Source organism: Sphingomonas sp. (assembly GCF_036731925.1).
Taxonomy (GTDB): domain Bacteria; phylum Pseudomonadota; class Alphaproteobacteria; order Sphingomonadales; family Sphingomonadaceae; genus Sphingomonas.
This window is the reverse complement of sequence record NZ_DAINDJ010000001.1, coordinates 13997-27306: the sequence shown is the minus strand read 5'-3', so window position 1 is coordinate 27306 and position 13310 is coordinate 13997. Positions and strand designations below refer to the sequence as shown.

Genomic DNA, 13310 nt, shown 5'->3' with positions numbered 1-13310 from the left:
CGGCTTGGCGCCGCCCGGCAGCCCCAAGTCCGGGCTGCGGGCCTGATAGCAATTCTTTGTTCTCCTATTACAGCAGTGGGATATCTAGGCGGTTCGAAGAGGAGCTGCCCAGCATGGCCCGTGCCACCCCCACCCGCTTTCCCATCAGTTTCGCCTGGCAGGTGCTGCTCGGCATGGCCACCGGGCTCGCCCTTGGCTTTGCGGCCCGCGCGACCGGCCAGCCCGGGCTGAGCGAGGTGCTGCACACCGTTGGGCAGCTTTTCGTCCAGCTGCTGAAGGCGCTGGTACCGCCTTTGGTCTTCACCGCCATTGTCGCCTCGATCGCTGCGCTGCGCGATCTGGACAACGCCGCGAAGCTGGTCGCCCGCACGCTGTTCTGGTTCGCCACGACCGCGCTGATCGCGGTGGTGATCGGCATCGCGCTCGGCCTGCTGCTCCAGCCCGGTCTGCACGCGGGCGTCGCCCCCAGCGCAGCCAAGGCGCCGTCGAGCACCGGCTCATGGCTGGACTTCCTGAAGGGCGTGGTACCGGCGAACTTCCTCGGCATCACCGCATCGACCACGCTGAAAGACGGCGCGGCCACCACAGGGCTGTCGTTCAACGTCCTCCAGATCATCGTCGCCGCCATCGCGATCGGCGCGGCTGCGGTGCGTGTGGGCGAGGCCGGCAGGGCCTTCCTCCAGTTCAACGCCTCTGCCCTCGCCATATTCCGTCGCCTGCTGCGCTGGGTGATCGCGCTGACCCCGATCGGCACCGCTGCGCTGATGGGCGACGCCGTGGTGCGGTACGGCTGGGAAGCGCTGTCGGCGCTCGGCGCGTTCGCGGCGGCCGTCTATATCGGGCTCGCGCTGGTGCTGCTGGTCGTCTACCTCGCCCTGCTCGCCCTCAACGGCCTCCACCCGCTGCGCTTCTTCGCCACCGCCTGGCCGGCGATCCAGCTAGGCTTCGTGTCGCGTTCCTCGGTCGGCACGCTGCCGATGACCGAGGAGGTGGTCGAGCGGCTCGGCGTTCCTGCTGCCTATGCTGCCTTCGCCGTGCCGCTGGGCGCCACCACCAAGATGGACGGCTGCGCGGCGATCTATCCTGCGGTCTCCGCCATCTTCGTCGCGCAGTTCTTCGGCGTGCCGCTGCACCTGGCCGATTACGGACTGATCGCCTTCGTCGCGGTGGTCGGCTCTGCCGCGACTGCCGGCCTCACCGGCGCGACGGTGATGCTCACCCTCACCCTGTCCACCCTGGGCCTGCCGCTGGAAGGCGCCGGGCTCCTGCTGGCGATCGATCCGATCCTCGACATGGGACGGACGGCGGTGAACGTCGCCGGCCAGGCGCTGGTGCCGACGATCGTCGCGCGCCGCAGCGGCCTGCTCGCGCCCGACACGTCGACTGCGTCCGCCCGTGTCGCGACGGCCTGACGCCATGTCCACGGCCGTGTCAGACCATGTCTTCGCCGCCGAGATCGCGGACGCGGTGTCGGCACTCAACGAAATCCGCTCGAGCTGGCGCGAGCGGCGCGCCGAGCATCGCGGCCTGTCACGCTTCCCCGCGCCGGCGGAACTCGCCCGCTTCCTGGAGCATGTCGCCGCCGCTCTGTTCCCCACCCGGCTCGGCGGCTTTCGCGGCGGCATCGCGCGCGAGGACGATTTCGTTGCCGAGCAGCTGGGGCTTGGCCTCGCCATCCTTCGCGAACAGCTGGCGGCGGAACTCGATTACTGGCAGCTGCACAACGCCACCCCGTTCGACAGCGACCAGCCGGACCTGCTCGTTCGCCTGTTCGCCGCCGCGCTGCCAGAGATCCGCAGCCTGCTCGACGAGGATGTGGATGCGGCGTTCGTCGGCGATCCTGCCGCGCGCAGCGTCGACGAGATCCTGATCAGCTATCCGGGCGCGCTCGCCATCCTCCATTATCGCATCGCCCACCAGCTGCACGGCTTGGGCGCGGTGATCGTGGCGCGGATTCTCTCCGAGCTCGCCAACGCCCGCACCGGCATCGACATTCATCCCGCCGCGACGATCGGCCCAAGCTTTTTCATCGATCACGGCACCGGCGTGGTGATCGGCGAGACGGCGATCATCGGCCGCAACGTGCGGCTCTACCAGCATGTGACGCTCGGCGCGCGCAGCCCGCTGGGTCTTGCCCCGGCCGGGCCCCGCAGCCGCTATGCCCGCCACCCGATCATCGAGGACGATGTGATCATCTATGCCGGCGCGACGATCCTCGGCCGGGTGACGATCGGCCGCGGCAGCACCATCGGCGGCAATGTCTGGCTGCTCGACGACGTGCCGCCGCACAGCGTGCTGGTACAGCCGGCAGCGGTGCCGCTCCACGGCGACGCGCAGAACAACATGGCGGCACGCCTGGCCGAGCATCGCGACTAGCGCCTGGCGACATGGCCGCGCCGCTTGCGCGGGGCACCCTTCAACGCTGCGCGATTCGCCGTTCCGACGAACGACGCACGGAGACTACGGTCGTTCGAAAAACCATCTGATCGCGCATCGAAGGGAATGGTGGGCGGTGACGGGCTCGAACCGCCGACCCTCTCGGTGTAAACGAGATGCTCTACCAACTGAGCTAACCGCCCGCGCGTCGCCATGGCGACCGCGTGGGATGCCGATGCCAAAGCTGCGCGCCGAGGGCAAGCCTCAAACGAGATTCAATCCTGCCCGCTTCACTGCGCCGACATAGCGCTCCATGCCATGCCGCGCCGTATCGCTGAGCGCGATATAGGCGCGCCGCCGATCGTTCGGATCTGCCCTGCGATCGAACAGCCCCGCCTCGTGCAGCGTGCCGATCCAGCGGAGCGCCGTGGTGGGCGGCACCGCCGCGGCGATGCACAGGCTGGAAACCGAGATCTGGCGATGCTCCAGCTCGGCCGCATAGAGGTCGAGCAGCATGTCCCAGGCGGGATCGGCGAACAGATCGCCCTCGAAGAATTCCGCCCGCATCCGCCGCGCGCGGATGACCCGGCGGATTTCCGTGGCGTCCGTCTCGACATTTTCGGTCTCGGTACGAAAGGCGAGCGTCTCGGCCCGGACGCTGGCAGATCGCTCGGGCAACTCGTTGCGGGTCAGCCGGGTAAGCGAATCGGCGATCCGCGCCACCTCCTCCTGGAAGCGCCGCATGCGCAGGCTCTCCTGATCGCGCATTCCGTCATGGAGCCGGGATTTGGGCTGCCGCTGCACCGTCAGCGCCGCCGCCAGCCGATCAGCATCGCTGGGTGCGCATTGCACGATCGCCGAGGCAGGCAGCAACCCGGTCGCGACGTCGAGTTGTTCCGGCGTTACCGTGGCGATCAGTGGAACCGCACGTGCCTCCGCCAAGGCGCCTAGCCGCGCCAACAGCGGCTCGAGCAGCGGCGGCGCGATGCCATCCGCTTCCAGCAGTAGCAACTGGACCCCATCGACCAGCGAGTCCGTCTGCATCGCAGTTTCGGCGTCGACGGGCTCCCTGGCCCGCAACCCGGCGAGCGCCACAGTGTGTTCCGCCGCCGCCTGCCCTGCCGCCGTTCCCGCCACGATCTGTGCGACATCGACAACAATGTCATACGCAATGCCCTGGAGCCCCCCGGCTCCCGTCGCTTCGTACATGCCCGCCCCCGTGGTTCGACATCTGTTCCCCACAGATGCCGTATCGCTCCGAAATGGCGGAGTCTGTCTTACTCCAATTTGGAGGGATTTGGCAGCGCGTTTCGGGCATTTATCCGAAGCGGATCAAATAACGTGGAACTATCCGCGGCGACGTCGCAAATCCTCGATCTGCCCTTCCTGCAGTCCCAGCACGGTCCTCGCGGCGCTGGCCAGGGTTGCCGTGGCGAGGACAAAGCTCAACGCCATCAGCGCGAGCATCGCCGATACGAGGATCAGCTGTGAGACCGCCGGCAAGTTCTTGGCAGTGAGCACCACCATTAGCAACGTTTCCATCAGCGCGCGGCCGTTGATGCCGGTCTGCAGCAGCGTCATCAGCATGGGCGAGAAGAAGGCGGCCAGCAGGACGAGGCCAGCCAGCGCGAGCAGCAGTGCCAGCACGGCGAACGCGCCGAAGATCGACCAGAAATGGCCGCGCGATTGCGCCCAGGCCTCGTCGACGGTGATCGTCTCGTACAGATAGGTGAGCGGCAGCGCGATCGACAGGCGCACCTCGACAAAAATCATCGCCGCCAGTTCGGCCAACAGCAGCACGGAAACGGCCCAGTTCGCTGCGGCGGGCGGGACCAGCACGCCGAACAGCGAAAACAGGGCACCATTGGCCAGCATCAGCAGGAAGGCGATGACCATGCTCGCAATCGTCAGCATGGCGAGGAGCGCGAAGACACGCAGCTCGTTAGCGCCCAGCCGCAGGTAGCAGGCGCCGCGCTTATAGGGGTGGAGCGTGGCGCGTGTCGCCGCACTGATCAGCACAGCCACCAACGCGATCGCCAGCCCCTGGCTGAGCAGCCCGGCACCTATCACTCCCGCCACGCTCTGCGGATCGGCCGGCGCCACCAGAATCCGCAGCAGGCCGATGGCGAAGATGCCGACAAGGTAAAGGATCGACCAGACCAGCACCGAAAGGGGGTGCTGCCGCAACAGGCGGAACGCGCCGCCCAGGATCGATCCGATCACCCCATCCCCCCGTTCAGTCGAGCGACTTCACGATTTCTTCCACCATCTTCTTGGCATCGGCGAGCAGCATCATAGTATTATCTTTATAGAACAACTCGTTATCGACGCCGGCATAGCCGACACCGCCCATGCTGCGCTTGATGAACAGCACGGTCTTGGCCTTTTCCACATCGAGCACAGGCATCCCGTAGATGGGCGAGGACTTGTCGGTCTTGGCGGCGGGGTTGGTCACGTCGTTCGCGCCGATCACGAAAGCGACGTCGGTTTGGGCGAACTCGGAATTGATGTCCTCCAGCTCGAACACTTCGTCATACGGCACATTCGCCTCGGCCAGCAGCACGTTCATGTGCCCCGGCATGCGGCCCGCGACCGGGTGGATCGCGTATTTCACCCGCACGCCGTGCGCCTTCAGCTTGTCGGCCATTTCCCGCAGCACGTGCTGCGCCTGCGCCACCGCCATGCCGTAGCCGGGAACGATGATGACCTGCTCGGCCTGGGACATCAGGAACGCCGCGTCTTCGGCGCTGCCGCGCTTCCACGGCCGGTCGATCGCCGCGGCAGCGCCTGCACCGCCGCCCGCATCGCCGCCGAAACCACCGGCGATCACGCTGAGGAAGCTGCGGTTCATCGCGCGGCACATGATGTAGCTGAGGATCGCGCCCGAGCTGCCGACCAGCGCGCCGGTGATGATCATCGCCGAGTTGTGCAGCGTGAAGCCCATGGCCGCAGCCGCCCAACCCGAATAGCTGTTGAGCATCGACACCACGACCGGCATGTCGGCGCCGCCGATGGGCACGATCAACAGGAAGCCGATCACGAAGCTCAGAATCGTGATCGTCCAGAACACCCAGGGTGCCTGATCCTGGACGAAATAGCCGATCAGGCCGAGGATCGCGGCAAGCACGCCGAGATTGATCGCGTGTCGGCCCGGCAGCAGGATCGGCTTGCCGCCCATATTGCCGTTGAGCTTGAGAAACGCGATCACCGATCCCGAGAAGGTGATTGCGCCGATCGCGACCCCCAGCCCCATTTCGATGCGGCTGACCTGGTGGATGGACTCGAACGGCGCGCCGATTAGCGGGATCACCAGATCGGCGATGCCGAAGGCCGCGGGGTTGAGAAAGGCCGCGCACGCAACCAGCACGGCCGCCAGGCCGACCAGCGAGTGGAACGCGGCGACCAGCTGCGGCATCGCCGTCATCGGAATGCGGCGGGCAGTGACGATGCCGATCGCCGCGCCGATCAGGATCGCGGCAAGGATCTCGCCCGCGATCACCGGATCGACGGCAAAGCCGGACGCGGCCCCCTTCACCTGCGGAAAATGGGTGACCAGGGTGGTGACGACCGCGATCGTCATGCCGATCATGCCCAGGCGGTTGCCCCGCTGGCTCGTGCTCGGACTGGAAAGTCCGCGCAGCGCGAGGATGAAGCAGATGCCGGCAACCAGGTAGGCGAGCGCGGCCCACGGGCTCTGTGCGATGCTCTCCATGCTCAGCGAACCTTCTTCTTGTACATCGCAAGCATGCGCGCCGTCACCGCGAACCCGCCGAAGATATTGATGCTGGCCAGCACCACGGCGAGCAAACCCAACCATTTGGAAGTCTCGCCCGCGCTGCCGACGCTGCCGGCCGCGCTTGCGATCAGCGCGCCGACGATGATGACGGAGGAAATGGCGTTGGTCACCGCCATCAGCGGCGTGTGCAGGGCCGGCGTGACAGACCAGACCACGTAATAGCCGACGAAACACGCCAGCACGAAGACCGACAGGATCGAGATGAAGTCCATGGTTAGTACACCGCCTCCTTTGGGTCTCGCACGATCGATATCACCAGCTTGCCGTCTTCATTCCTGCGATAGACGAACTCTCCATTCATGAAGGCCACCACCTGCTTACGTGGCTCCGGGTGCATCTTTGCCCCACGCTCCAGACAGTAGTTATCATTTGAATCGATGCAAAACGTCAGCTCACCATGCACATAACGAATTGAAAACTTCTTGCCGACATCAAGCGCGCGCAGCTCGTCTGAGCGAAGCTCCCGCGGCCGGACCGGACCCATCGAATGAATGTCATCGGCCTGGATGTGGCCGGCAGTTTCGCCATTCCAGAAAACCGGCACACTACTGGTATACCATCCGTCGAAGGCACCGTCGCCGTCTCGATCTATAAGACAGATCGGCGCTTTCCCTCCGCCCAACAGGCCAACCGTCACAGTCGGCTTCAATTGACAAGCGATGAGCTTCTGGCTGTTGGCGATGGACAGTGGTTCGTCGCCAGAAATGATAAAGGGCGTGTCCGGAAGCTGTAGCGGCTTGCCCAATACGACTGCCGCAACCGGGAGAGCCTTCCCCCAAAGCCAGGGATCGTTTTTCTTCAGCGTTTTCGAGCGATCCACAGTTGGATCTGGCAGCAGCAGCGTAGAGAAGGTGTAACGGGTTGCGCCTTCCTTTTTCTGGCCAGACTCCGCATGGGGAGCGGAAATGAAGAGCAACGCAGTGGCGACCGCCACGACGGGCGTCACGACAACAGCCTCTCGTGCACCACCTTGCCGCCTTGCGTCACCCGCACGGCGGTGCCGATCTCCTCGTCGAGCACGGGCTTGCCGGCGTCCTTGTCCCAAAAGGCCGAGAGGAAGTTGAACAGGTTGCGCGCGAACAACGCCGAGGAGTCCGCCGCCAACCGGCTCGGCACGTTACGGTGGCCCACGATCTTCACGCCGTGCCGCTCCACGATCTCGCCGGGCGCCGAGCCTTCGACATTGCCGCCCTGCTCCACCGCGAGATCGACGATCACGCTGCCGGGTCGCATCGTCGCGATCTGCGCGTCGCTGATCAGCCGCGGCGCCGCACGCCCCGGGATCAGCGCCGTAGTGATGACGATGTCCTGTTTGGCGATGTGCGACGAAACCAGCTCGGCTTGGGCCGCCTTGTAGGCGTCGCTCATCTCGGTGGCATAGCCACCCGAACCCTCGCCTTCGATTCCCGTGACATTCTCGACGAAGATCGGCTTGGCGCCAAGCGACAGGATCTGCTCCTTGGTCGCCGAACGGACATCGGTGGCAGACACCTGCGCGCCCAGCCGCCGCGCCGTGGCGATCGCCTGAAGCCCGGCCACGCCGACGCCCATGACGAACACCTTGGCCGCGCTCACCGTGCCCGCCGCGGTCATCATCATCGGGAAGGCGCGGTCATATTCCGTCGCCGCATCGAGTACCGCCTTGTAGCCGGCGAGATTCGACTGCGACGATAGGATGTCCATCGATTGCGCGCGGGTGATGCGCGGCATGAACTCCATCGCCAGCGCCTCGAGCCCCAGTGCAGCATAGCGCTCGATTCGTGCCCGCTCGCCGAACGGGTTGAGCGCGGCAACCAGCCACGCGCCCGGCTTGAGGCCGGCCAGGCTGTCAGGATCGGGGCCCTGCACCGCCAGCACGATGTCGGCATCGGCCAGCACCTCGCTGCGGGTTCCGATCGCCGCGCCAGCGTCGCGATAGGCAGCGTCGGCATAGGAAGCGGCAAGCCCCGCTTCCGTCTCCACCGCCACCGAAGCCTTCAAATTCATGAATTTCTTGACGGTTTCGGGCGTAGCCGCGACACGTCGTTCGGCAATCGCCGCTTCCTTGAGTACCGCGATCTTCACGTCAGCGGGCGATCAGGAAAACGACGAACGCAGCGATGAGGAATACCGCCACCGTGCCCCACTTCATCAATGCAGTGAAACCATGGAAGGTTTCGACTTGCGATTGGATCTCGCCGGCGCTTTCACCTGTTTCAGCCATTGATGCGCTCCTCTCCTAGGTGCCGAATGTCTTATACCGCTGCTTCGGCCACCCTCAACCCCGCCGCCCCAAGAACTGTTTCGGCCCTGCTTAAGCCGAACTTTACGCCTCTGGTCTAACCGATGCGGCTCGAAACGGGACATTTGGGACTGGAGTCGGCATGACGCGCAACGGGCAACGTCTTCTGTTGCTGATCGATTCGGAACCGGCGCAGCGGCGTCTGGTGGCCGCGATCGCCTCGCGGCGTGGCTGGCGGACGATCTTCGCCGACGATGCGGAGAGCGCGCTGGCGACGCTCGGGACGCCCGATGGCCTGGCGGTCGATGCGATCTTGCTCGACCATCCCGCCTCCGATGCCGATGCCGCAATCCTGATCGCCGAGCTGCGCGCGCGCCGCCCGCATATGCCGATCCTGGTGCTTGCCGCGAACGGCTCGGTGGCTGCTGCCGTAGGCGCGATGCGCGCGGGTGCCAGCGACTTCCTGGTCAAGCCGATCGCCTCGGAACGCCTGCTGGCGGCCCTGGAAAGCGCGATGGGCGGCAGCAGCGCGGGAGAGCTCCGCCCGCTCACCGAGAAGCTCACCGCCAATCTCGGTTTCGCGGAAATCGTCGGTTCCGCGCCGCAGTTTCGCGCAGCATTGGCGGTCGCCGCGAAGGCCGCCCGTGCGCGCGTGCCCGTGCTGATCGAAGGCGAGAGCGGCGTCGGCAAGCATGTAGTGGCGGAAGCGATCCACGGCGCTTCGCCGCGCGCACGCAAGGAATTCCTCTGCGTCAATTGCGGCTCGATCCCGGCCAACCTCGTCGAATCGGAGCTGTTCGGCCATGAGGAAGGCGCCTTCACCGGCGCGTTCGAGCGCAAGATCGGCCGCCTTCAGGAAGCAGACGGCAGCACCATCTTCCTCGACGAAGTGAGCGAGATGCCGCTCGAAGCGCAGGTGAAGTTGCTGCGCATGCTGCAGACCGGCGAAATCCAGCCGCTTGGCGCGCGCCACCCGCGCGAAGTCGACGTGCGTGTCATTGCCGCCAGCAACGTGCCGCTGCTCGCCGAAGTCGAAGCAGGGCGGTTCCGCGAAGACCTATATTATCGCCTGAACGTCGTTCAGGTGACGATACCGCCGCTGCGCGAGCGCGCCGGCGACATTCCGGCGCTGGTCCGGCACTTGCTCACCCGCATTGCCGAGCAGCCCGGCCTTCGCCCACTGGGCATCACGGACGACGCACTCCAGCTGCTCACGGCCTATGATTGGCCGGGCAACGTTCGCCAGCTGCAGAATGCGCTGTTCCGCGCCGCGGTGCTTTGCGACGAGGAAGGTCTGACCCGGGAGGATTTCCCGCAGATCGCCCAGATCGCGCAGGGAAAGCCGATGTCGTCGGGTCCGGTGTCGAGCCCGTCGGGGATGGGCGGCATCACGCTGTTCCGCCCGGACGGCAATCTGCGCCCGCTGGACGAGATCGAGGCGGACGTGATCCGGCTCGCGATCGGCCATTATCGCGGGCGGATGACCGAAGTCGCCCGCCGTCTCGGCATCGGGCGCTCGACGCTGTACCGCAAGCTCGGCGAGCTGGGGATCGATCAGACCGCCGCGTAAGGCGCGGTGAGCGCGGCATCCTGCATGCCTCGCCATACCCGCAGCGCCTGGACGCTTTCGAACACGTCGTGGACGCGCAACAGCTGCACGCCCAGCCCGGCGCCCTTCAGCGCCAGCGCAAGCGATCCGCCCAGACGCGCCTCGGCCGGCGCCTCGTTCGCCAGCGCACCCACGATTCGCTTGCGGCTCGCCCCGAGCAGGATGGGGCAGCCCAGCCCATGGAACAGCGCGAGGCCGTTCATCAGCGCGAGATTATCGGCGAGCGACTTGCCGAAGCCGATGCCCGGATCGATCACGATCTTCGCACGGTCCACGCCCGCCGCGACCGCCGCCGCCACCCGCGCTTCCAGCCAGTCATAGACTTCGATCAGCGGGTCGGCGGTGCCGCCCTTGCCCTTGGCGCCATGTTTCGGATCAGCCGCGTGCATCAGCACCACGGGGCAACCGGCCCGCGCGACCACCTCCAGCGCACGATCATCGTAGAGCAGCGCCGACACGTCGTTGACGACATGCGCGCCAGCCGCCAGCGCCGCCTCCATCACCGCAGCCTTGCGGGTGTCGATCGAGATCGCGGCGCCTGTGGCGGCCAGCCGCTCGATCACCGGCACGACGCGAGCGATCTCGTCGCCTTCCCACACCGTCTCCGCGCCTGGCCGGGTGGACTCGCCGCCCACGTCGAGGATCGCCGCACCGGCGATGCCCATGTCGACGCCGGACTGCGCGGCGGCAGCCGGATCGCCGAGATGCTTGCCGCCGTCGGAGAAGCTGTCGGGCGTCATGTTGAGGATCGCCATCACCTGCGGCTGGTCGAAGCGCAGCGTGCGCGGGCCGAGAGCAAGCGGCGCACGGGGCGCAGTGATGCGCTGGGCGATAGCGGCAAGGCGGGCATCCGCCTCGGCCTCGGCGATGGAGATGGTGCGTTGGAGGACGCGCTTGCCGCCTTCGACCGCGATCAGATCATAGGCGGAGAACCAGAGCAGCCCGCCCGCCAGCCGGGCGACCTCGCCATCGCGGCCGATGGGCGTGTCGACGAACTGAATCGGGCGCAGGTACAAGCGGGCGGCGGCGGGAAGGTCTGGCATCCAGCTGTGCTACCGACCTCGCGCGATGGAGAAAAGCACAAGCATCGACACCTGCGCCCCCTCCCGCTTGCGGGAGGGGGACTTGAAGGGAAAGCCTTACGGCTGCGTCGCGAGCAGATAGGTCTGGCGCAGCGCGTCGATCGGCTTGAGGCCGCCCTGATCCTCGAAGTGCCAGAAGGTCCAGCCGTTGCAGCTCGGCGCGCCCTGCAGGGTGGCGCCCAGCTTGTGGATCGAGCCCGCCTGCCCCTCGCAGCTGAGCGAACCATCCGCACCCACCGTCGCCCGCCAGCGGGACTTGTGGTCGCACAGCACCGTTCCCGGCGCCAAATAGCCATTCTCGACCAGCTGGCCGAACGCCACCCGCGGCGCGGCCTTGGGCGCCTGCATCGTCTGCAGCGCGCTCTCGTCGAGCGGCAGGGCAGCGGCGATGCGCTCCAGCGCCGCTTCCACATACACGCCCTCGCGATCGATGCCGATCCAGCGGCGGCCGAGGCGCTTGGCCACAGCGCCCGTGGTGCCGGTGCCGAAGAACGGATCGAGCACCACGTCGCCGGGCTTGGTGCAGGAGAGCAGCACGCGGTACAGCAGCGCCTCCGGCTTCTGTGTCGGGTGGACCTTGGTGCCGTTCTTCTTCAGCCGCTCCTGCCCGCTGCAGATCGGGAATTCCCAGTCGCTGCGCATCTGCAGTTCGTCGTTGAGCGTCTTCATCGAGCGGTAGTTGAAGGTGTAGCGCGACTTCTCGCCCTTCGATGCCCAGATCAGCGTTTCGTGCGCGTTGGTGAACCGCGTGCCCTTGAAATTGGGCATCGGATTGGCCTTGCGCCAGATGATGTCGTTGAGGATCCAGAAGCCCAGGTCCTGGATCGCCGAGCCCACCTTGAAGATGTTGTGATAGCTGCCGATCACCCAGATCGTGCCGTCGTCCTTCAGGATGCGGCGCGCCTGCGCCAGCCATTCGCGGGTGAACTTGTCATAGGCCGCGAGGCTGTCGAACTTGTCCCACTCGTCGGTCACCGCGTCGACATGGCTGCCGTCGGGACGGTTGAGGTCGCCGCCGAGCTGCAGGTTGTACGGCGGATCCGCGAAGATCATGTCGATCGACTTGTCGGGCAGCCCGCGCATCGCCTCGATGCAATCCTGGCGCAGGATCGTGTCCAGCGGCAGCACGGCCGGCGCCTGCTTCGCGACGCGCGCACCTGCCCGTTTGACCTTCTCCAGCACGCCCATGAATCAATTGCCCCTTCGCTCAAAAGGCATCCCTATTCGGGGCCGAGCGACTCCTCCGTCAAGAGGGGGGCCCGCCACTTGCTGACCCGGAACAGCTGTCTGGCAAGGCGGAACATTTCGGCACCCGCCATATCTTGAGTCAAGAAGTTATCCACAGGCCCAAGCGCTGGTGGGTGTGGCCTAAAAGACTCAGTTCCGAGTCCGTGAAAATTTTCCTGCCCTGTGGATAAGCTGGAACGTTCCGCAAACGATTCAGCCGATCGCAATGGCCTCGCCGCCCCCCGCGACGCTCGCCGCGAGCCGTGCGCGGGCCTGGGTGAACAGCCCCATTTCGTAGAGCGCCTGTGCCTCGCGACCGAACCATTCGGCCTCGCCGCCGAATCGGATGCGGGCGGCAACGCACAGTGCCACGCGCACCTCCCATGAGGTCCCTGCGGCGAGAATGGCCGTCCGCAGCGCCTTGCGGGTTACGCGCGCCGCCAGCATGTCGGAGGGTAGACGCACCGCCAGTGCGCGTGCGCGCCACGGCGCGACCTCCCCGAGATCGGCATAGTCGCTGGCGAGCACGGGGTCGCGCAGCGTCTCGAGGAAGGCAACATGCAGCGGATGCGCGGGATCGGTCAGCGCGGAATCGTCGTCGAAGCGAAAGCGGATCGCGCCCAGGCCGCGCGCTTCGGCATAGCGGACCATTGCCGCCATCTCATGGAAGCTTGCCGGGCCGACAATCGCCTCGCGGAGCAGCTCGGCCAGCACCGGATCGTACCGCGTTGCCGGCTGAAAGCCGCCCGCCGAACCCCGTATGATGCTGCCCAGATATGCCATGCCCGCTCCTCCCGCTGCTATCCTTTCATTGTAGGACGGTTGCAGGGCGCAGCGGGGCACTAGGCAAAATTTGCCGGGCTTCCGCTCACCCTCCCCCGTCATCCTCGCGAAGGCGCGAAGCCATTGGCGTTGCGGTCGCGGTTCTTTCCCTCAGCGTCGAAGTCGATGGATTCCCGCCTTCGCGGGAATGACGATCGAAATGGAACGCGCGCGAAT

Annotated in this window: 13 protein-coding genes and 1 tRNA gene; 3 read left to right on the top strand and 11 right to left on the bottom strand. The window is 66.2% G+C overall.

Annotation, left to right across the window (positions count from 1 at the left end; genetic code table 11):
- Positions 1 to 113: 113 nt before the first annotated feature.
- Together V7E00_RS00140 and epsC are read left to right on the top strand one after the other, a co-directional pair.
- A complete protein-coding gene (locus tag V7E00_RS00140; protein ID WP_333570791.1) occupies positions 114 to 1412 on the top strand; it encodes a dicarboxylate/amino acid:cation symporter in 1299 nt (432 codons plus the stop codon).
- Positions 1413 to 1416: 4 nt separating this feature from the next.
- Positions 1417 to 2376: a serine O-acetyltransferase EpsC gene (epsC, locus tag V7E00_RS00135; RefSeq protein WP_333570790.1), complete on the top strand. Its 960-nt coding sequence runs from the start codon at positions 1417 to 1419 to the stop codon at positions 2374 to 2376.
- Between the two features lie 127 nt (positions 2377 to 2503).
- Here the strand turns inward: epsC and V7E00_RS00130 are convergent.
- The 8 genes from V7E00_RS00130 to V7E00_RS00095 all read right to left on the bottom strand — a co-directional run bounded on the left by V7E00_RS00130 (position 2504) and on the right by V7E00_RS00095 (position 8375).
- Positions 2504 to 2579, bottom strand: a tRNA-Val gene (locus V7E00_RS00130).
- Positions 2580 to 2640: 61 nt separating this feature from the next.
- Positions 2641 to 3585, bottom strand: coding sequence for a hypothetical protein (locus V7E00_RS00125; protein ID WP_333570789.1), 945 nt, complete (start codon positions 3583 to 3585; stop codon positions 2641 to 2643).
- Between the two features lie 138 nt (positions 3586 to 3723).
- The gene (locus V7E00_RS00120) at positions 3724 to 4599 is read right to left on the bottom strand and encodes a hypothetical protein (protein ID WP_333570788.1); all 876 of its coding nucleotides are present in this window, start codon (positions 4597 to 4599) and stop codon (positions 3724 to 3726) included.
- Positions 4600 to 4612: 13 nt separating this feature from the next.
- Positions 4613 to 6088 (bottom strand): NAD(P)(+) transhydrogenase (Re/Si-specific) subunit beta, encoded by a 1476-nt coding sequence (locus tag V7E00_RS00115; protein ID WP_333570787.1) that lies wholly within the window; start codon positions 6086 to 6088, stop codon positions 4613 to 4615.
- Positions 6089 to 6090: 2 nt separating this feature from the next.
- Complete coding sequence (locus V7E00_RS00110; protein WP_333570786.1) at positions 6091 to 6384, bottom strand: proton-translocating transhydrogenase family protein; 294 nt, start codon at positions 6382 to 6384, stop codon at positions 6091 to 6093.
- Between the two features lie 2 nt (positions 6385 to 6386).
- Positions 6387 to 7118, bottom strand: coding sequence for a hypothetical protein (locus tag V7E00_RS00105; RefSeq protein ID WP_333570785.1), 732 nt, complete (start codon positions 7116 to 7118; stop codon positions 6387 to 6389).
- Positions 7115 to 8236 carry an NAD(P) transhydrogenase subunit alpha gene (locus tag V7E00_RS00100; RefSeq protein ID WP_333570784.1) on the bottom strand — a complete coding sequence of 374 codons (1122 nt, stop codon included), beginning with the start codon at positions 8234 to 8236 and terminating at the stop codon, positions 7115 to 7117. The genes V7E00_RS00105 and V7E00_RS00100 overlap by 4 nt, the downstream gene beginning before the upstream one ends.
- A gap of 1 nt (position 8237) precedes the next feature.
- Positions 8238 to 8375: an aa3-type cytochrome c oxidase subunit IV gene (locus tag V7E00_RS00095; protein ID WP_333570783.1), complete on the bottom strand. Its 138-nt coding sequence runs from the start codon at positions 8373 to 8375 to the stop codon at positions 8238 to 8240.
- Between the two features lie 160 nt (positions 8376 to 8535).
- On the opposite strand from V7E00_RS00095, the gene V7E00_RS00090 reads away from it, so the two are divergent.
- Positions 8536 to 9963 (top strand): sigma-54-dependent transcriptional regulator, encoded by a 1428-nt coding sequence (locus V7E00_RS00090; RefSeq protein WP_333570782.1) that lies wholly within the window; start codon positions 8536 to 8538, stop codon positions 9961 to 9963.
- Here V7E00_RS00090 and folP read toward each other — a convergent pair.
- The 3 genes from folP to V7E00_RS00075 all read right to left on the bottom strand — a co-directional run bounded on the left by folP (position 9948) and on the right by V7E00_RS00075 (position 13094).
- Positions 9948 to 11045, bottom strand: coding sequence for a dihydropteroate synthase (gene folP / locus V7E00_RS00085; RefSeq protein ID WP_333570781.1), 1098 nt, complete (start codon positions 11043 to 11045; stop codon positions 9948 to 9950). The genes V7E00_RS00090 and folP overlap by 16 nt on opposite strands.
- A gap of 96 nt (positions 11046 to 11141) precedes the next feature.
- Entirely contained in the window at positions 11142 to 12272 is a 1131-nt protein-coding gene (locus tag V7E00_RS00080; protein ID WP_333570780.1) for a site-specific DNA-methyltransferase, read from the bottom strand.
- A 252-nt stretch (positions 12273 to 12524) separates the two neighbouring features.
- Complete coding sequence (locus V7E00_RS00075) at positions 12525 to 13094, bottom strand: hypothetical protein (protein WP_333570779.1); 570 nt, start codon at positions 13092 to 13094, stop codon at positions 12525 to 12527.
- Between the last annotated feature and the right edge of the window lie 216 nt (positions 13095 to 13310).

Excerpts from the sequence above, each read along its gene's own strand:
- V7E00_RS00140 (WP_333570791.1), top strand. The coding sequence starts at position 114 with ATGGCCCGTGCCACCCCCACCCGCTTTCCCATCAGTTTCGCCTGGCAG.
- epsC (WP_333570790.1), top strand. The coding sequence starts at position 1,417 with ATGTCCACGGCCGTGTCAGACCATGTCTTCGCCGCCGAGATCGCGGAC.
- V7E00_RS00125 (WP_333570789.1), bottom strand. The coding sequence starts at position 3,585 with ATGTACGAAGCGACGGGAGCCGGGGGGCTCCAGGGCATTGCGTATGAC.
- V7E00_RS00115 (WP_333570787.1), bottom strand. The coding sequence starts at position 6,088 with ATGGAGAGCATCGCACAGAGCCCGTGGGCCGCGCTCGCCTACCTGGTT.
- V7E00_RS00110 (WP_333570786.1), bottom strand. The coding sequence starts at position 6,384 with ATGGACTTCATCTCGATCCTGTCGGTCTTCGTGCTGGCGTGTTTCGTC.
- V7E00_RS00095 (WP_333570783.1), bottom strand. The coding sequence starts at position 8,375 with ATGGCTGAAACAGGTGAAAGCGCCGGCGAGATCCAATCGCAAGTCGAA.
- V7E00_RS00090 (WP_333570782.1), top strand. The coding sequence starts at position 8,536 with ATGACGCGCAACGGGCAACGTCTTCTGTTGCTGATCGATTCGGAACCG.
- folP (WP_333570781.1), bottom strand. The coding sequence starts at position 11,045 with ATGCCAGACCTTCCCGCCGCCGCCCGCTTGTACCTGCGCCCGATTCAG.
- V7E00_RS00080 (WP_333570780.1), bottom strand. The coding sequence starts at position 12,272 with ATGGGCGTGCTGGAGAAGGTCAAACGGGCAGGTGCGCGCGTCGCGAAG.
- V7E00_RS00075 (WP_333570779.1), bottom strand. The coding sequence starts at position 13,094 with ATGGCATATCTGGGCAGCATCATACGGGGTTCGGCGGGCGGCTTTCAG.